The 16,803-nt window shown below is 44.4% G+C and carries 20 protein-coding genes and 1 tRNA gene; 16 read left to right on the forward strand and 5 right to left on the reverse strand.

Going from position 1 to position 16,803, the window contains the following annotated elements; genetic code table 11:
- Nucleotides 1–22: 22 nt before the first annotated feature.
- Nucleotides 23–502 carry a DMT family transporter gene (locus tag H9W84_RS02935; protein WP_239741581.1) on the forward strand — a complete coding sequence of 160 codons (480 nt, stop codon included), beginning with the start codon at nucleotides 23–25 and terminating at the stop codon, nucleotides 500–502.
- 13 nt (nucleotides 503–515) lie between these two features.
- Here H9W84_RS02935 and H9W84_RS02940 read toward each other — a convergent pair whose 3' ends face one another.
- The 5 genes from H9W84_RS02940 to H9W84_RS02960 form a co-directional block, all read right to left on the reverse strand.
- Nucleotides 516–1,190 (reverse strand): hypothetical protein, encoded by a 675-nt coding sequence (locus H9W84_RS02940; protein WP_239741582.1) that lies wholly within the window; start codon nucleotides 1,188–1,190, stop codon nucleotides 516–518.
- A 6-nt stretch (nucleotides 1,191–1,196) separates the two neighbouring features.
- A complete protein-coding gene (locus H9W84_RS02945; RefSeq protein WP_239743605.1) occupies nucleotides 1,197–1,646 on the reverse strand; it encodes a YaiI/YqxD family protein in 450 nt (149 codons plus the stop codon).
- Nucleotides 1,647–1,676: 30 nt separating this feature from the next.
- Nucleotides 1,677–2,009 (reverse strand): protein tyrosine phosphatase family protein, encoded by a 333-nt coding sequence (locus H9W84_RS02950; protein ID WP_128680659.1) that lies wholly within the window; start codon nucleotides 2,007–2,009, stop codon nucleotides 1,677–1,679.
- 67 nt (nucleotides 2,010–2,076) lie between these two features.
- Nucleotides 2,077–3,885, reverse strand: a complete 1,809-nt coding sequence (locus H9W84_RS02955; RefSeq protein WP_239741583.1) for a SulP family inorganic anion transporter — start codon at nucleotides 3,883–3,885, stop codon at nucleotides 2,077–2,079.
- A complete protein-coding gene (locus H9W84_RS02960) occupies nucleotides 3,870–4,178 on the reverse strand; it encodes an ArsR/SmtB family transcription factor (RefSeq protein WP_218833445.1) in 309 nt (102 codons plus the stop codon). The genes H9W84_RS02955 and H9W84_RS02960 overlap by 16 nt, the downstream gene beginning before the upstream one ends.
- Before the next feature lie 299 nt (nucleotides 4,179–4,477).
- Between H9W84_RS02960 and H9W84_RS02965 the strand changes: the two genes are divergently transcribed.
- From H9W84_RS02965 to nusG, 15 genes are all read left to right on the forward strand, one after another.
- Nucleotides 4,478–5,359 (forward strand): MBL fold metallo-hydrolase, encoded by an 882-nt coding sequence (locus H9W84_RS02965; protein ID WP_239741584.1) that lies wholly within the window; start codon nucleotides 4,478–4,480, stop codon nucleotides 5,357–5,359.
- An 18-nt stretch (nucleotides 5,360–5,377) separates the two neighbouring features.
- Nucleotides 5,378–5,821, forward strand: coding sequence for a YgaP family membrane protein (locus tag H9W84_RS02970; RefSeq protein WP_239741585.1), 444 nt, complete (start codon nucleotides 5,378–5,380; stop codon nucleotides 5,819–5,821).
- Nucleotides 5,822–5,950: 129 nt separating this feature from the next.
- The gene (locus H9W84_RS02975) at nucleotides 5,951–6,595 is read left to right on the forward strand and encodes a phosphoribosylanthranilate isomerase (RefSeq protein WP_239741586.1); all 645 of its coding nucleotides are present in this window, start codon (nucleotides 5,951–5,953) and stop codon (nucleotides 6,593–6,595) included.
- Nucleotides 6,596–7,249 (forward strand): cold shock domain-containing protein, encoded by a 654-nt coding sequence (locus H9W84_RS02980; RefSeq protein ID WP_239741587.1) that lies wholly within the window; start codon nucleotides 6,596–6,598, stop codon nucleotides 7,247–7,249.
- 94 nt (nucleotides 7,250–7,343) lie between these two features.
- Nucleotides 7,344–8,096: an SDR family NAD(P)-dependent oxidoreductase gene (locus tag H9W84_RS02985; protein WP_239741588.1), complete on the forward strand. Its 753-nt coding sequence runs from the start codon at nucleotides 7,344–7,346 to the stop codon at nucleotides 8,094–8,096.
- 16 nt (nucleotides 8,097–8,112) lie between these two features.
- Complete coding sequence (gene trpB / locus H9W84_RS02990) at nucleotides 8,113–9,342, forward strand: tryptophan synthase subunit beta (RefSeq protein WP_239741589.1); 1,230 nt, start codon at nucleotides 8,113–8,115, stop codon at nucleotides 9,340–9,342.
- Between the two features lie 6 nt (nucleotides 9,343–9,348).
- Complete coding sequence (locus tag H9W84_RS02995; RefSeq protein ID WP_239741590.1) at nucleotides 9,349–9,840, forward strand: HNH endonuclease; 492 nt, start codon at nucleotides 9,349–9,351, stop codon at nucleotides 9,838–9,840.
- A gap of 12 nt (nucleotides 9,841–9,852) precedes the next feature.
- The gene (gene trpA / locus H9W84_RS03000) at nucleotides 9,853–10,674 is read left to right on the forward strand and encodes a tryptophan synthase subunit alpha (protein ID WP_239741591.1); all 822 of its coding nucleotides are present in this window, start codon (nucleotides 9,853–9,855) and stop codon (nucleotides 10,672–10,674) included.
- 148 nt (nucleotides 10,675–10,822) lie between these two features.
- Nucleotides 10,823–11,728, forward strand: a complete 906-nt coding sequence (accD, locus tag H9W84_RS03005; RefSeq protein WP_239741592.1) for an acetyl-CoA carboxylase, carboxyltransferase subunit beta — start codon at nucleotides 10,823–10,825, stop codon at nucleotides 11,726–11,728.
- Nucleotides 11,729–11,752: 24 nt separating this feature from the next.
- Nucleotides 11,753–13,102 carry a bifunctional tetrahydrofolate synthase/dihydrofolate synthase gene (gene folC, locus H9W84_RS03010; RefSeq protein WP_239741593.1) on the forward strand — a complete coding sequence of 450 codons (1,350 nt, stop codon included), beginning with the start codon at nucleotides 11,753–11,755 and terminating at the stop codon, nucleotides 13,100–13,102.
- A gap of 162 nt (nucleotides 13,103–13,264) precedes the next feature.
- Nucleotides 13,265–14,605, forward strand: a complete 1,341-nt coding sequence (locus H9W84_RS03015) for an SPOR and LysM peptidoglycan-binding domain-containing protein (protein ID WP_239741594.1) — start codon at nucleotides 13,265–13,267, stop codon at nucleotides 14,603–14,605.
- 165 nt (nucleotides 14,606–14,770) lie between these two features.
- The gene (locus tag H9W84_RS03020) at nucleotides 14,771–15,283 is read left to right on the forward strand and encodes a DUF2726 domain-containing protein (protein WP_239741595.1); all 513 of its coding nucleotides are present in this window, start codon (nucleotides 14,771–14,773) and stop codon (nucleotides 15,281–15,283) included.
- 73 nt (nucleotides 15,284–15,356) lie between these two features.
- A tRNA-Trp gene (locus tag H9W84_RS03025) sits at nucleotides 15,357–15,432 on the forward strand.
- Between the two features lie 73 nt (nucleotides 15,433–15,505).
- Nucleotides 15,506–15,973 (forward strand): preprotein translocase subunit SecE, encoded by a 468-nt coding sequence (gene secE / locus H9W84_RS03030; protein ID WP_239741596.1) that lies wholly within the window; start codon nucleotides 15,506–15,508, stop codon nucleotides 15,971–15,973.
- 139 nt (nucleotides 15,974–16,112) lie between these two features.
- The gene (nusG, locus tag H9W84_RS03035) at nucleotides 16,113–16,643 is read left to right on the forward strand and encodes a transcription termination/antitermination protein NusG (RefSeq protein ID WP_007116399.1); all 531 of its coding nucleotides are present in this window, start codon (nucleotides 16,113–16,115) and stop codon (nucleotides 16,641–16,643) included.
- Nucleotides 16,644–16,803 lie beyond the last annotated feature (160 nt).

The following is a 16,803-nucleotide window of genomic DNA, read 5'->3' on the forward strand; positions in this document are numbered from 1 at the left end:
AACTCAAAAAATAGGAATTGATATGAAAATTTGGCATTTATTTTTGGGGCTGGTGGCAGGCTTGGGCATCCCGATTCAAGCAGCGATTAATACCCGATTGGGCGCAATGTTTGGTGGTCAACCGCTAATGGCAGCATTTGTATCGTTTACGGTTGGCGCGCTATTATTGTTCTTGGTGTCTTTGCTATTTGTCGATTGGCAAGCGGTACAATCGGGTCTATCAGACATGCAAATCAGTGATTGGTGGAAATGGCTTGGCGGTGCGCTGGGCGCGTTTTTTGTTTTTGCGTCGATTTTTTTAGCGCCAAAAATCGGTGTTACCAATACGGTGTTTTTGTTTATTTTAGGTCAGCTGGTCATGGGCATGGTGGTGGATAGTTTGGGTTTATTTGGTATGCCTGTGAAAACCCTGCATTGGAGTAAATTTTTGGGGATTGTATTGATGCTGGTGGGCGTATCGTTTTTTATGTTTGGACAAAAATGGTTTGCTAAGTCGTCATAATGCTACGGCTGGGTTAATATACAAATCCAATCGCTAATTGCTGGATATAGTCATTGAATTTGTGCTCATCTTGCGAAGCAATCATAAAGGCATTGGGAATAGACTCATCCATACCCAATAACATCACCACGCCAAAATCCTCAGCTTGAAAATAGCGCTCATGCGGCTGTTGCAGTTCGGTGATTTCACTGGCTAAACTTTGTAGTTTTTGTTCCAAATCCTGTGGGATTGTGATGCCATCAAAATCATAAATTTGTGCATGGTGTTTCAATCCCCCATTGACGCCATTAATAATCGCTTGCGCCAGCAAAAACTCAGCCAGTGGCAATTCATCAAACCAATGAATCTCGCTTTGTTCAATCGCATCAAAGTTGCGGCTCATTTGCACCATGGGATTGAGTTGTTTTAGGTCATCGACATGAATACCCCAAACGCCGTCATTATCGCAGGTTTTGCCAATGACAAGATGGTCGCCCAAGCGTTCTAACGGCAATAAGCCAAGGTGATTAAAGCCACTATTGAGACTAGCAATATTGCCTAAAGCCAATAAATAATGATACAAACCTGCAGGTAATTGAACGCCCAAGGCCTGCTCATTTTGCTCAATCATCGCCTGACTGACACCCAGTGGTTCGGGGTGATTTTCCAGTTGATACAATAACTTAATAGCACGAATAGGGTTTAGCATAATCAACTAGCGAATCCAAGCATTTAAAATATTGGCAAAGGCTTGTTTGTCTTTGTCGCTATAGGGGGCTTGTCCGCCTTGCTGATTTGGCTCAAGTACCCCTGTACTACGCATGGTATCCATAAAATCGCGCATATTAAGCTTTTGCTTGATGTTGTCTTTGTCATACACAAAACCGCGAGAAGTGACTACCTTGGCGCCTTTTTCAATGCAGTCATTGGCGAGGGGGATATCGCTGGTGATGACCACATCACCCGCCACACAGTGCGCTGCGATATAGTCATCGGCTTTATCAAAACCGCCTTCGACCACTGTCATCTGCAAAACTGGCAACCGCGGCAAAGCAATGGCACGATTGGCGACAAAAATCGTGGTTGTCTGCGTGCGCTCCGCGGTTTTGATGATGATTTGCTTGGCAATATTGGGAATTGCGTCAGCGTCTATCCACAGGGTTATTTTTGCTGTCATGGCTTTCACTAAAAAGGTTTAGTCGTCTAGCAAATCAAGCTGTTTGGCAGACTGAAATAACACGTTTGAGCGGTTGCCCGAACGGCAGAACATAAACACGGGTTTTTCTGCTTGATTAAAAATCTCGGCAAACTGCTCAACTTGCTCACGGGTTAATTGACCACCAACGACCGGTAGATAATGATAGGCGAGCCCTGCTTGCTGTGCTTTAGTAGCGATATCCGTTTGCAGCGGTTGGTTGGGTTCTTCACCATCTGGGCGGTTGTTGATGATGGTTTTAAAACCTTGCGCTTGAATTTGAGCAACTTGCTGTGGCTCAATTTGACCATAAAAAACAGTATTGTTTGGCATGTTGTGTTTCCTTATTTATAAAGTTAGCGTTGATTATTCATGTTTTTACTGACTGCGACAAGTATATTTATTGGGTTAATTGTTTAACCGCTTGTTGCGTACTTAAAAATACCTTGCCTGTTAATTTTTGAATTACATCGGTTTTTTCAATCACATCCATCACCGGCCCTTTGACTTCCGAAAAATGTAGGGTGATAGCCCGAGCCGCTAAATTTTGGTTTAGATTGATGAGCATATCTTGTGCGGTCAAATCGATGTGATTGACTGCCGACAACATCAGTACCAGATTTTTAGTCTGTGAATGACTGGCAATCGCCTTCTCAATAAACTGTAGCACGGACTGGGCATTGCCATAAAACAGACTTTCATCAATGCGAATGATCAACAAATCATCAAACTGGGTCACTGGATGGCGTGCAACATTACGAAAATGCCCGGTATCACCAATTTGACCCACAATCGCGATATGCGGGTGGCTGGTTTGCCAAATCAAGCCTGCAAAGGAAGCAAACAGCCCCAGCACCAAGCCAATATTTAGCCCAAACAATAACACACCCGCGAGCGCCACGCCAAATGCCAGCGCATCGAGTTTGTCATAGCGCAGCGCTTGCTTGAGTGTCTGTACATCAATCATACTGATAATCGCAGCCATAATAGTGGCACCCAATATGGCATAGGGGAGTGGCTCTAAAGTCTGGCTAAAAAACAGCAGCACCAATGCCATTACCAGTACCGATAACATACTGGCAAGCGGACTTTGCGCGCCCGCATCGACATTTACCGCGGTGCGTGAGAAGCCACCGACAATGGTAAACGACTGAAAAAACGCACCTGCGATATTGGCAACGCCCAAGCCTTTAAGTTCTAGATTAGCATCGTAAGCTTCATGGCGTTGTCGGGCAAATGAGCTGGCAACCGAGTTGCTAGAGACAAACGCAATCAGCGCCATCAATCCGGCTGCAGGTAATAAATTGATGAGTTCAACGGGCGAAATCTGATAAAACGGCAGCACAAAATGCGGCAAACCACTGGGTACATCCGCCACCGTGCGAATACCAATATCGGCAAAATTACCAACTTGACTGGCGATAATACCGATTGCCAGTACCGCAAGGGGTAACATACGCGTGATGACCTCAATGACTTTGGCAGCCAATAAAGGCTTGAGCCAAGTTTTAAGATAATAGCGGTTGATAATTAGTACGGTGAATGCCGCAACACCGACCATCAAGGTGGGCACGTGCAACTCACGGCGATGAAACAAAAAGGTTTCAACATTCTCTAGCAGTGAATTGCCACTGATCGCGATACCCGTCACATATTTGATTTGCCCAACCAAAATCAAAATCGCCGCGCCACTAATAAACCCTGCCGTCACGCCACGGCTAATAAACTGGGTAATCCAGCCGAGCCGAAACACGCTTGCTAGCCACAATAGTGCCCCTGTTATCAGCGCCAAAAACGATGCCATAATGGCGTAATGCATCGGCGGTAACTCGTTATAGGGCTGCAGCGCTTGTGCGGTCATAATCGCCGTAATTGCCACAGGACCAACGGCATTGACCGAGCTTGCGCCAATCCACGCATACACCAGTACCGGCACAATCGCTGAATATAACCCATATACAGGGGGCAACCCTGACAGCATGGCATAACCCAAACTTTGCGGAATCACCAAGATACCCACAATAATGCCCGCCAACAAATCTTGACTGAGATTTGCCTTGTTATAGTGCGTTACCCAGTGGGGCAAGCGTCGCAAGTAGGCTGCATGTAATGGCAAGGTGGTTATCCCGATACAGTGGTTATCTGATAAATTAGCCTCCGATAAATTGGCAGACTGGTCAGTTATAGATTTAATTATTTCGTCTGACAAAACCGATCATACAGTACATTGAGGATTGCTAAGGCATCGTCACTGGTAACTGAATAATAGATTTGTTTGCCTTCGCGGCGGGTGTTGACCAAACCATCTTTACGCAAAATCCCCAATTGCTGCGACAGACTTGGTTGACCCAGTCCCACTTTCTCTTCAAGCTGGCTCACACAATGCTCACCTTGCGTCAATTGACACAGCAGCATCAAGCGGTCAGGATGAGATAATGACTTTAACAACTGGCTGGCTTTTCCTGCAGCAGCGTGCATTTGATCGAGCATGGTTGCATCCATCGACACAGGCGCATCGGACTGCGGTTCGGCAATTTCAGACATGACTTTTCCCCCAAGGTGTTTTGATGGCTGATACGCAATCGCTGATACTAACTGGTGCTACCATCAAACGTCTTACATAATTTTAAAATCAATAAACGTTTGCGCCAATACAATATATTGAAAAACATATTATAAAATAATATAATGAATTGAGCAACGCCTTACAATGCGGCTATTATACAAAAGTATAAAGTGTTTTTTCAGTTGAAATTGCCATAAAGATATGCCAAAAGCGTTTTTAGATAACAGGAAAATTTATGAACATTCATTCTTTTTTAGACAAAGACACTGAAACTTTTACCCACGTCCTAGTCGATACAGCTAGCAAACACTGTGCCATCATCGACCCAGTATTGGATTTTGACCCCGCAGCCGGCAAAATTAGCTATGACAATGCCAATAAAGTCATTGGGTTTGTCAAATCACAAGGGTTGACCCTTGACTATATCATCGAAACCCACGCCCATGCCGATCATTTATCGTCCGCGCCTTATATCAAAGCGCAATTAGGCGGTAAAATAGTGATGGGTAAATATATCGATAAGGTGCAAAAAACCTTTAAAACCATTTTTAACTTTGACGACCTAGACACCGATGCCAGTCAATTTGATATTTTGACTGAGGAAGGCAGCAAGTTAACACTGGGTGATTTGAGCATTACAGCCATGCATGTACCGGGTCATACCCCAGCCGATATGGCTTATAAAGTGACGGATAAAAGCGGGGACAAAGAAAAAATTGCGGTATTCGTCGGTGATACTATTTTTGCCCCTGATGTCGGCTCTGCACGCTGTGACTTTCCCCATGGTAGTGCCGAGGAGTTGTATGAATCGATTCAGCGTTTATTAGCTTTGCCCGATGATACCCTGCTGTATCTTTGCCATGATTATCCACCCAAGGGTAGGCGTGAGCATATCGCAACGGTTTATGTCGGTGAGCAAAAATTACGCAACATTCATGTCAAACAAGGCACGCCTAAAGCAGAATTTGTACGAATGCGTAACCAACGTGACAAAACACTTGCAATGCCACGTTTGATTTTGCCATCGGTACAAGTTAACATCAATGCAGGTGAATTGCCAAAACCAGAAAACAATGGCGTTCGCTACCTTAAAATTCCCTTAAATCAATTATCATAAAATAAGGAAGAATAATAAATGAAAACCAATGTGGGCAACAAAGAACGAGTCGTGCGTGTTGTGGCAGGTCTAGCTTTACTAAAATCAGCGAAAAGCAAAAAGATGAAAATGCTTGGCTTAATACCCTTAGTATCGGGTGCGACAGGTCATTGTTTTTGTTATAGCATGCTAGGTATCAACACCGCCAAATCAGCAGCAGATAGCAAAAAGCACGCTAAAGCGCAATCCAAAGACCATGCGAAAGATAGCGCTGATGACAAAAGCACAGTGATTGACAGTGTCATGCAAACAGCTGAAACCTTAAAAGAAACAGTTCAAGAAAAAAAAGAAACAGTTCAAGAAAAAGCAGCCACGCTTAAAGAGACTGCTCAAGAAAAAATAGAAGAACTTGCAGAAGCCAAGAAAGCTGACGATGCAGACAAGGCGGAAAAGTCAGAACAATCAGAAAAAAAAGAGGCTTAATCTAGGCGGCTTTAATTTAAGCGAATGTGACATTCGTTATAGCCTAATAAAAGACTGAGAAAAGGCATCCGTTTGGGTGTCTTTTTTCGTTATACTAGCTTTTATCATTCTCAAGACAAACACAACGCAATGAAAAATACAGCGGTCAAATTTTGCGGCTTTACCCAACTTGAAGATATTACAAATGCGGTCAATCTTGGCGTCGATGCGGTGGGTTTTGTATTTTATGAGCCAAGCCCGCGAGCAGTGACCGCCGAGCAAGCCTGTGAGCTTGCTAAAGCTGTGCCTGCGTTTATCACGGTGGTGGCATTGGTGGTCAATATGCCCGAGCAAGAACTGGTTTATCTATCGCATCACGTGCCGTTTGATATCGTGCAGTTTCACGGAGATGAATCGCCGCGAGAATGCAAGCTGATGGCGGATAGAATCAATAAACGCTGGATAAAGGCATTACGTATCAGCCATGATGACACCACGGAGACGATTGTCAGCCAAATCCAAGCGCTTAAAGACTTTGGGGCGTGTAGCGTGCTACTTGACGCCTATCATCCCGATAAATTTGGCGGTACAGGTGATAGCTTTGATTGGGAAAAAATCCCCAACTACTCGCCGTTACCGATTATTTTGGCGGGGGGTTTAACGGCGGATAACGTGGGCGAAGCGATTGCTAAAACCAATGTCTATGGCGTGGATGTGAGTGGCGGCATTGAGTCAGCAAAAGGGGTGAAAAGTTTGGCGAAAATGACAGGTTTTTTAGATAAAGTGAGGAATTAAATGAGTATCGGTAAAATTGTACGCTGGCACGATGACAAAGGTTTTGGCTTTGTAAAATCTCATGATTTGGACAAAGATGTATTTGTGCATATTTCGGCTTTTCCGCCTAATTCACTTCGTCCAAAAGTTGGTGATGATGTCGTTTTTCAAGTTGAAAATACGCCAAAAGGGTTACAGGTGACTAGAGCAAGATATAAAGATCAACTAAATGATAATGTTTCGACAAATGCTCAAAAAGGAAACCTTTACTTAGAATTAGAGCGAGATGACAATATTTCTCGACGTAAAGATAGTGATATGTCTTTCCCAAAAAAATCCCATAGGCATAGACAATCAAAATTACCAAATAATAAGCCAAAAGGTTTGTTTAGTTCTCTATTTGGTCTTTTAGCAATTGCTTGCCTTATCTATTACGGCTATCAGAATTTGTCAAATCGTTCAGAATATACTAATTCGCAAGTATCTAAGCAAACACTTGCTAATATAGAGCAACAAAAATCGGTTAATAATACCAATTTCAAATGTGATGGTAGACAACATTGTAGCCAAATGAATTCACGTGAAGAAGCTGAATGGTTTTCACAAAATTGCCCTGATACTAAAATGGATGGTGATAAAGATGGTGATGTCTGTGAAAACGATAGTCGTTGGTAACATTTTAAGTAAGTCAAACATTAACATTGCAATTTCAGCAAAATACTTTATACTAGCGTTCTAGTACGATAGAACAAAAAACTACAGGTGAAAAATGAATATCTTGGTCACAGGCGTAACCGCAGGGTTTGGCAAAGCGATTGCCGAATTACTCATCTCAAAAGGTCATACCGTCATCGGCACTGGTAGACGCCAAGAAAAACTGGACGAACTACAGACCCAATTAGGCGGTAACTTTATCCCGCTAAACTTTGACGTATCGGACTTGCCCGCCACCAAAACCGCGCTACAAACTTTGCCAAACGATGTACTCAATAACCTAGATGTGCTAGTCAATAACGCAGGATTGGCACTGGGACTTGAACCCGCGGATAAAACAGACTTTGCCGATTGGCAACAAATGGTCAATACCAATATTCTAGGCTTGATTCATTTAACCCATGAAATTTTACCTCTCATGGTCGCCAACAACGACGGCTACATTATTAATTTAAGCTCAACTGCAGGCAGTTATCCGTATTTTGGTGGTAATGTGTATGGCGCGACCAAAGCCTTTGTGACCCAGTTTAGCCTAAACTTGCGTGCCGATTTAGTCGGTAAAAATATCCGTGTCAGTAATATCGAGCCAGGACTATGCGGTGGCACGGAGTTTAGCAATATTCGTTTTCACGGCGATGAAGCCAAAGCCGCCCAAGTTTATGACAGCGTGCAATATGTCACCCCACAAGATATCGCCAATATGGTGGCATGGCTGATTGAACAGCCCAAACACGTTAATATCAACCGTATCGAAGTCATGCCTACCGCACAGACCTTTGCAGGTTTAAAAGTCGTTAAAGATTTATAAAATTAGAGAGAAAATAATGAACATTCAAAATCCAACTGAAGTAAAAGACTTTAATCAATACCCAGATGCCAGCGGACATTTTGGCATTCATGGGGGACGCTTTGTCTCTGAAACCCTGATGGCGGCACTGGAACAACTTGAGCATATCTATAACACTGCCAAAGCTGATCCCGAATTTTGGAAAGCTTTTCAAGACGACTTGGTCAATTATGTCGGCAGACCAACGCCACTTTATCATGCCAAGCGCCTAAGTGATGATATCGGTGGCGCGCAGATTTATCTTAAACGTGAAGACTTAAACCACACAGGCGCTCACAAAGTCAACAACACCATCGGTCAAGCCTTGCTTGCCAAAATGGTCGGCAAAAAACGCATCATTGCCGAGACAGGCGCAGGGCAACATGGCGTAGCAACTGCCACCATCGCGGCGCGTCTGGGCTTAGAGTGCGTGGTGTATATGGGCGCAGATGATGTCGAACGCCAAGCCATGAACGTGTATCGTATGCGTTTGCTTGGGGCGACAGTCGTACCTGTCACCTCGGGCACTCGCACGCTCAAAGACGCCATGAATGAAGCCATGCGCGACTGGGTCACCAATGTCGATAGCACTTATTATGTCATTGGCACTGTCGCAGGTCCGCACCCATACCCCATGCTGGTGCGTGACTTTCAAGCCATTATCGGCAAAGAAGCCAAACTACAACACTACCAAAAAACAGGCAAACTGCCCGATGCGTTGGTCGCTTGTGTCGGTGGCGGTAGTAATGCCATCGGACTGTTTTATGACTTTTTAAATGATAAAGACGTCAAAATGTATGGTATCGAAGCCGGCGGTGATGGGGTCGAGACAGGCAACCATGCTGCACCGCTTACCGTCGGTCGAGTGGGGGTATTACACGGCAACCGCACGTATTTGATGGCGGATGATGATGGGCAGATTTTGGGCACCCATTCGATTTCGGCAGGGCTTGATTACCCTGGTGTGGGTCCTGAGCATAGTTTCTTAAAAGATATCGACCGTGTGCAGTACGTACCTTGTACCGATGAAGAAGCGATGGTTGGCTTTCGTGAATGTACCCAAAAAGAAGGCATTATTCCTGCACTAGAAAGCTCGCACGCCATTGCGTATGCATTGAAACTTGCCAAAACCATGAGCAAAGACCAGTCGATTATTGTCAATCTGTCGGGTCGTGGGGATAAAGATTTGCATACCGTCATGAAACGTGATGGAATTGAGATTGACTGATTATTAATGGCAAAAGATACTGTTCCTATGGCAAAAAACCAAATGCAACGTAGCTTGCTTAAAATCATTTATGACTATCCTAAAGAAAAGGATAAGCAAAAAATTTGGCAATATTTTGAAAGTCATTGTGCTTACTGTGACTGCGAAATCGAACAGGGTAGTCGTAAAGGTCATTTAGACCACCTGATTGCGATTAGCAATGGTGGCACAAACGATATTCACAACTTTGTACTAGCTTGTAGTATCTGTAATGGTGATGAAAAAAGAGAGCAACATTGGTTAGGGTTTCTGCAATTGAAATGTAAAAATCTTTCTCAAGCAGTTTTTGAACAACGTTATCAGAAAATTATTGATGGGCAAAGGCAAGCCGAAATACTCAAAATTGATAATGAAGTACAAATTGAGATAGAAAAAATCATTTCACAAGCAAAGCAAGATTTTGATCATGCTGTCGTTAAAATGCGAGCCTTAAAACAAAAAATTAGCAGTAAAAATTAAAGCGAGAAAAGTATGCAAACCCGAATTGAAACCACATTTAACACGTTACGAGAGCAAAACAAAAAAGCTTTAATTCCTTATGTGATGGCAGGCGACCCAAACCCAACTGTTACCGTCAGCTTACTGCATGAACTCGTTGACCACGGCGCAGACATCATCGAAGTTGGCTTGCCATTTTCCGACCCCATGGCAGACGGTGAGACCATCGCACTTGCAGGCGAGCGAGCATTGGCAGGCGGCACCAGTACCCGCCAAGCGATTGAGATGGTAAAAGCGTTTCGCAAAACCAATACCACCACGCCAGTGCTAGTCATGGGCTATCTGAATCCGATTGAAATCATCGGTTATGACAAGTTTATCAGCCTTTGTCAAGATGCAGGGATTGACGGTGTTTTAATGGTCGATTTACCGCCGCAAGAAGCGGGCGATTTTACCCAAAAAATCGCCGCATCGAGTATGAACGAAATCTTCTTACTTGCGCCAACCACCTTGCCAGAACGCCGTGAGCAAGTGTTAAAACATGGCGGAGGTTTTATCTATTATGTATCGGTCAAAGGCGTAACAGGCTCAAAAGCATTGGATGCCCAAGATGTGGGCGAGCACGTGCAAGCGATTAAAGCACAAACTGCTTTGCCTGTGTGTGTTGGTTTTGGTATTCGTGATGGTGCATCGGCAAAAGCAGTCGGACAATATGCGGATGGTGTGATTGTGGGTAGTGAGCTAGTGAAAAACTTTGCGGATGTGGGCAATGATGAACAGAAAATTGCCCATGCCAAAAAAGCCATCTTAGATAAAATGGATGAGCTAAGAGAAGCGATTGATAGTCTTGAGTGATAGAATGGTTTGAGGTACTTGAGGTTAATCATTTCATTTATTGCTAAAATCAGTTAGCATACGCATTATAAAATGAGTTTGTACTTGTACACTCAAAAAACTACTATTCATTGGCACTCTTAAATTGCACTGTTAATAGGGACTTATTATGAGCACTGATATGAAGCCTCAACCGATGGGACAGACACTGGAAGAAACTTGGTTAAAACGCCCATTACCCACCATCAAGCCGCGTGCCAAGCAAATACTGACGGCGGTTGAGACCGAACCATCGACTCAATGTCCCAACTGTAATTCAATCATCACCAATACGGCGCTGATTTTTAATAATTATGTCTGCCCATCGTGTGATGAACATCTTAGCATGACCGCCCGCACGCGTCTGAACTGGTTTTTTGACCAAGTAGATGATGAGCTAGGGCAGCAGTACCAAGCAGGCAATCCATTAGACTTTGTCGATAGCAAGCCTTACCCAACACGAATGAGCGAAGCGCAAGCCAAGACAGGCGAAACCGAAGCGCTTATCGTCATGAAAGGCAAACTTCAGCGGCTATCCGTGGTGGCTTGTGCGTTTGATTTTGCTTTTATGGGTGGCTCAATGGGTTCTGTGGTAGGTGATCGATTTGTGCTCGCTGCCGAGACGGCGCTCAAAGAACAAATCCCGCTGGTATGTTTTGCCGCATCGGGTGGCGCCCGTATGCAAGAGGGCTTGTTATCACTCATGCAAATGGCGCGTACTGCTGCAGCGATTGAGAAACTCAAACACGCCAATATTCCTTATATTGTGGTACTGACCAATCCTGTGTATGGCGGTGTGACGGCATCACTTGCGATGTTAGGCGATATCCATTTGGCAGAGCCCAAAGCCATGATTGGTTTTGCCGGCAAACGGGTGATCGAACAAACCGTTCGCGAGGTGCTGGGCGAGCCTTTCCAGCGCGCTGAGTTTTTGGCAGAGCATGGTGTGGTCGATCAGGTCGTCCATCGTCTACAAATGAAAGAAACGATTCATCGCTTACTCAAAAAAATGACCTATTTTCGTCAGGCTCACTAATTCATTATTATCACGGTTTTATCCATGCAACAGTCAAGCTCACCAGCCGCACTCTCACCATCCCCATTACCGCCTAGCGTTTCAAGCTCGTTAACCGAGTGGCTAAACTATATGCAAGGCATCCATGTGTCCGCGATTGATATGGGGCTTGAGCGGGTGATACCCGTATTTCAAGCATTGGGTATAAAGCAAACCGATGCCTTTGTGTTTACCGTGGCAGGCACCAATGGCAAAGGCTCAACCACCGCCACTATTGCTGAGATTTGTCAACAAGCGGGCTATAAAACCGCTTTATATCAATCGCCGCATTTACTGGTGTTTAACGAGCGTGTCAGAATCAATGGAGAAATGGTCGATGACCAAACTTTGATTAATGCATTTGCCAAAATCGAGCAGGCGAGAGTGGATTGTGGGTTGACGCTGTCATTTTTTGAAATGACGACGCTTGCCGCGTTTTTAATTTTTGCCCAAAACCACTGTGATGTCTGGGTATTGGAGGTGGGGTTAGGCGGTCGCCTCGATGTCGTCAATGTCATCGAGCCAAACCTTGCGGTGATTACCAATGTGGGTATCGACCATGTCGAATGGCTCGGCGACACCCGTGAAAAAATCGCCGTAGAAAAAGCCGGTATTTTGCGTGATATCCTCACATTGGTGTATGGCGAAACCGATATGCCATCGACCATCCCACCCTTGATTGCACAGCACCATGCCCATTTGCTACAGTATGGCAAAGATTATGGCTACCGCCATACTGACGATGCAGTGACATGGCAATATAGCAATAACGCGGTGACTCTATCGTTGCCTATCCCCAATTTGTCTTTGCACAATACCGCAACGGCTATCACCGCCCTCTTAGCCAGCCCATTAACCATCACCCAAGACCACATCCAAGCTGCGTTACCGAAGGTAAAATTGGCTGGGCGTTTTGACAGCAGACGCATGTCAGCTCGCCAATGGGTGTTTGACGTTGCCCACAATGACCATGGGATGCAGTTTTTGCTCAAACAGTTGACGCCGTATGTGCATGCCTACCAACGCCAGCATCCAACTGCCAAATTGCATTTGGTGATATCCATGCTCGCTGATAAAGACATCGAGCCAGTGCTCGCCCATCTACAGCAATTCTCCCAGACGGTGATGCCGATTGACAGTGTTCACAGCGGCGTTATATCTCACCCTAGAGCCAGTAGCCAAGAACGCTTAACTGAGTTGTTACCAAGCTATTTTAATGCTGTGTCTATTTTTGAGGATTTGAATTTGGCAACCCAATCGGTGATTGACCACAGCCAAGATAATGACCTAATTTTGGTGTGTGGTTCTTTTTATACCATCAGCGGTGTACTGACCAGCCAATCACTGAGTGAATAACGAATTTGTGCGTCAAATGATTTTACTTTTCAAAATTTTCAGTTAATATCTCAACAATGGTAAAAACTGCTAACGCGAATTTTGCTATGATTAGTCAAAATTCGTTGATTTTTATAGGTTGAAAAAATCATTTATCAAGACACATAAACTAGGGTATTTGGCATGAAATTTTCTAAGCAAGCATTATTGGGTACAACGGTATTGTTAGGCGGTAGCGTGTTGTTATATGCCACTATGCACCAAGTCTTGAACGCGCCTGCCAAACCTGCAGCCAATAGCCAACAAGTTATCGCTAAACCCACGACAGAGAAACAATCAGCAATCAGCAACGAACCACTCACCGCCGATATCGCAACCGAAAAAAATTTACTGGCGCAAAAACAAAAAGAACGCGAGCAACGGGTCGCTGCGCAAGAACAACAAGCCCAGCAATATATGACCGAGCAACAGCGGATTGAAGCCGAAGCTTTAGCGCGTAGCCGTGCTGAAAATCAACTGTATGCCAACAAAAATGCCGCCAATACCAATTCGGTGGTTGCCAGCTCAGTGACCGTGATTACCCAACCTGTAGTAAAGCCCCGACCCGTTGACACGGTCGCCGCGCCGCCACAAACGCAAGCTGCAGTACCCAATAGCGTGCAAAATACCGCACAGTCCCAAAGTGCTGCGCAAACTCGAAGCGCTACGCAAACTAAAGAACAAGCAGCTACGCCAAAGCCCACAGTGGCAGCACCCGTCGTCGCACAGCCGCAGCCCGCGGCAAAAACCATCCCTAACAATCCTGGCACCTATCAAGTTAAGGCAGGCGATGGGTTGATAGGGTTATCACGTCGCTACAATGTGCCAGTCGACGTATTGGCAAGCGTCAATAATCTCAACACAACCAGCAATTTACGTGTCGGGCAAACTATTAACATCCCGACTGCGGCACAAGTCAACCGTATCACCCAGCAAGCCCAAGCGCGAGAGCAACAACGTCAAAATGAGATGGCCCGCAAAAAGCAAGAAGCTGAACAAAAAAAGCAACAGGCGCTACTGCAGCAGCAGCAAGAAGTCGCCCGTAAAAAACAAGAAGCCGCGCAAAAAGAGCAGCAAAAACAGCAAGAAATCGCTCGCAAAAAGCAAGAAGCCCAGTTAAAAGAGCAAAAACGTCAACAAGAAATCGCCCAGAAAAAACTAGAAGCTCAGCAACAAGCACAGAAAAAACAAGCATTCCAAGCGGCACAAGACAATTTAAGGCAGGCGCGTCAGACAGTGAAACAAACGGATGCCAAAGGTACGTTTGGGGTACAAGTCGCATTGGCAACCGACGAGAAAAAAGCCAATGAAATCACCCAAAAATTACAAGCGGCAGGCTACAAAGTCAAAACCACCCAAACGAGCAAAGGGGTACGTATTGTCGTAGGTCCAGAAAAAGGCAAAGTCGCTGCCTTGGCGCTCAAAGACAAGCTCAATAACGATAGCCGCGTGGATGTCAATAGTGGCTGGGTGCTTTACTGGTAAGCCTATTTAACCTTTTGAAGCCAAACTATGCAAACAAGGCCAAACAACCCAAACAATGCGACATTTTGTGTCGCATTGTTTGTCTATGTGCTTGTGAAAATCACCCAATAGAGGAATAATGCTCCCTTGTGGTAATTATCCTATAGATATGAGTGTGTGGTTAGTGTGACAATTTTTTTAGTGTTAGCGTTTGTGGTGTTTATCCTGTTAGTATTTGCATTTCGTAGTAGTGGTAGTAGCCGTGAAGAGGTTATTAAGCCAGTTCGGGGAGATGAATTAGCGGTATGGCCGTTTGAGCCGATGCCAATCATGACGCCCACCGAAGTGATATTTTTTAATCGCTTGCAGCAAGCCGTGCCTGAGCTGATTATTTTTGGGCAAGTACAGCTATCACGTATTATCATGCCAAATGACGATGACGATACTGACCAAGGCTTTTGGTTTAATCGTATTTGCCGTATGAGTGTTGACTATGTGCTGGTCGATCAAGACAAGCAAACCGTACTATTGGCAATTGAATTAGACGACTGGACGCACAACACTCGCCGCCGTCAGCAGCAAGATGAAAAAAAAGACAAAGCGCTATTGAGTGCAGGTATTCCGATACTACGAATCAATGGGGAAGCCATGCCGGACGCTGCGCTTTTACGCCGTAAAATCTTAGCAGTGATAGGGTAAGATTAAAATCGCAAAAAACTATAGAAAGTGTTGCATTCAAAAAAAAACTCGCTATAATACTCAAACTCAACATAGGCGATTAGTTCAATTGGTAGAGCGTCGGTCTCCAAAACCGAATGTTGGGGGTTCGAGTCCCTCATCGCCTGCCACATTTTAGTTAGGTTAGCGTGTACGCTGTATTCTAATAATAAAATACGTTTTAATGATAGACAGGGCAGCCTTATGAAACAAATGCTAGAGAACAAACTAGCAGAGCTCAATGGCAAAAGGATGTCTGGTGAAAAAGTGGTTGTCCACCAACCTGCTGCTATTGAGATTGCCAAACGACACTCCCCTAAAGATTTTGCCCTGTGGATTTTTGCTTTTGTCGCATTAATCAGCGCAACTTTAGTCAATCAATATTTACCCGCATATTGGCAACCCGCTAGCAATTTATGGACGCGCGTGGCTGTTATTGCTGGACTAATCATTGCTGCATTATTGGCACTGGCATTGACCAACCAAGGCAGTGCTTTTAAAACACTGTTGCAAGATTCTCGCGTTGAATTACGCCGTGTGACTTGGCCGAGCAAACAAGAAACCCTTGAATACACTTGGCAAGTTGCAGTAGTGGCTGGGATATTAGCCTTTATTGTGTGGTTATTAGATACCGTATTTAGCCAGTTGATTCAATACGTCATTGGTCAATAGCAAAAATTTGGCCAAACCCTTTTATTTGACCCACATCTGTGGGTTTTTATCTATCTAGCAATATCAATATTTTACCTGCATTGCTCATATTTGGTATAGTAGGCGATGTGTTTAGCAATGAATTAGAGGAAGATTATCCATGCGTTGGTATATCGTACAAGCATTTTCAGGCTTTGAAAAACAAGTGCAGCGTTCATTGATTGAACGTATCAATCGCAGCGAATACAAAGAATCGTTTGGTCAAGTACTTGTCCCAACCGAAGAAGTTATCGAAATGCGGGATGGCAAAAAACGCAAATCCGAGCGTAAATTCTTCCCAGGTTACGTATTGATTGAAATGGATATGAACGACAATACATGGCACTTAGTTAAAGACTGTCCACGTGTGATGGGCTTTATTGGCGGTACGCCAGAAAATCCTGCGCCGATTACCCCAAAAGAAGCCGATACCATTTTAAATCGTTTAAATACCAACGAAAACAAACCACGTCCAAAAACCTTATTTGAACCAGGTGAAGAGGTGTTGGTCATCGATGGTCCGTTTACCGAGTTTAGAGGCTTGGTGGAAAAAGTAGATTACGAAAAATCACGCTTACAGTTGACCGTCAATGTCTTTAACCGTCCAACCCCGGTTGAGCTAGAGTTTAAACAAGTAGAAAAAATTAACTAGTATTTGATAGTTTGTCTTTTTCATGGGTTTTAGCCCTAAAATTGTAACTAAGTGCCAAATTTAGCAATTTTTGCTTTACCTAAGTAAAAATTCGCTTATAATATGGCACTTTATTTTTTTCTGTTGTCTGTTAGATTGACAATATCACCCGGGGAGCCGG

It is taken from the genome of Moraxella tetraodonis, assembly GCF_022359095.1.
Classification (GTDB): Bacteria; Pseudomonadota; Gammaproteobacteria; order Pseudomonadales; family Moraxellaceae; genus Faucicola; species Faucicola tetraodonis.

Excerpts from the sequence above, each read along its gene's own strand:
- H9W84_RS02935 (WP_239741581.1), top strand. The coding sequence starts at position 23 with ATGAAAATTTGGCATTTATTTTTGGGGCTGGTGGCAGGCTTGGGCATC.
- H9W84_RS02940 (WP_239741582.1), bottom strand. The coding sequence starts at position 1,190 with ATGCTAAACCCTATTCGTGCTATTAAGTTATTGTATCAACTGGAAAAT.
- H9W84_RS02950 (WP_128680659.1), bottom strand. The coding sequence starts at position 2,009 with ATGCCAAACAATACTGTTTTTTATGGTCAAATTGAGCCACAGCAAGTT.
- H9W84_RS02960 (WP_218833445.1), bottom strand. The coding sequence starts at position 4,178 with ATGGATGCAACCATGCTCGATCAAATGCACGCTGCTGCAGGAAAAGCC.
- H9W84_RS02965 (WP_239741584.1), top strand. The coding sequence starts at position 4,478 with ATGAACATTCATTCTTTTTTAGACAAAGACACTGAAACTTTTACCCAC.
- H9W84_RS02970 (WP_239741585.1), top strand. The coding sequence starts at position 5,378 with ATGAAAACCAATGTGGGCAACAAAGAACGAGTCGTGCGTGTTGTGGCA.
- H9W84_RS02975 (WP_239741586.1), top strand. The coding sequence starts at position 5,951 with ATGAAAAATACAGCGGTCAAATTTTGCGGCTTTACCCAACTTGAAGAT.
- H9W84_RS02980 (WP_239741587.1), top strand. The coding sequence starts at position 6,596 with ATGAGTATCGGTAAAATTGTACGCTGGCACGATGACAAAGGTTTTGGC.
- H9W84_RS02985 (WP_239741588.1), top strand. The coding sequence starts at position 7,344 with ATGAATATCTTGGTCACAGGCGTAACCGCAGGGTTTGGCAAAGCGATT.
- trpB (WP_239741589.1), top strand. The coding sequence starts at position 8,113 with ATGAACATTCAAAATCCAACTGAAGTAAAAGACTTTAATCAATACCCA.
- H9W84_RS02995 (WP_239741590.1), top strand. The coding sequence starts at position 9,349 with ATGGCAAAAGATACTGTTCCTATGGCAAAAAACCAAATGCAACGTAGC.
- trpA (WP_239741591.1), top strand. The coding sequence starts at position 9,853 with ATGCAAACCCGAATTGAAACCACATTTAACACGTTACGAGAGCAAAAC.
- accD (WP_239741592.1), top strand. The coding sequence starts at position 10,823 with ATGAGCACTGATATGAAGCCTCAACCGATGGGACAGACACTGGAAGAA.
- folC (WP_239741593.1), top strand. The coding sequence starts at position 11,753 with ATGCAACAGTCAAGCTCACCAGCCGCACTCTCACCATCCCCATTACCG.
- H9W84_RS03015 (WP_239741594.1), top strand. The coding sequence starts at position 13,265 with ATGAAATTTTCTAAGCAAGCATTATTGGGTACAACGGTATTGTTAGGC.
- secE (WP_239741596.1), top strand. The coding sequence starts at position 15,506 with ATGAAACAAATGCTAGAGAACAAACTAGCAGAGCTCAATGGCAAAAGG.
- nusG (WP_007116399.1), top strand. The coding sequence starts at position 16,113 with ATGCGTTGGTATATCGTACAAGCATTTTCAGGCTTTGAAAAACAAGTG.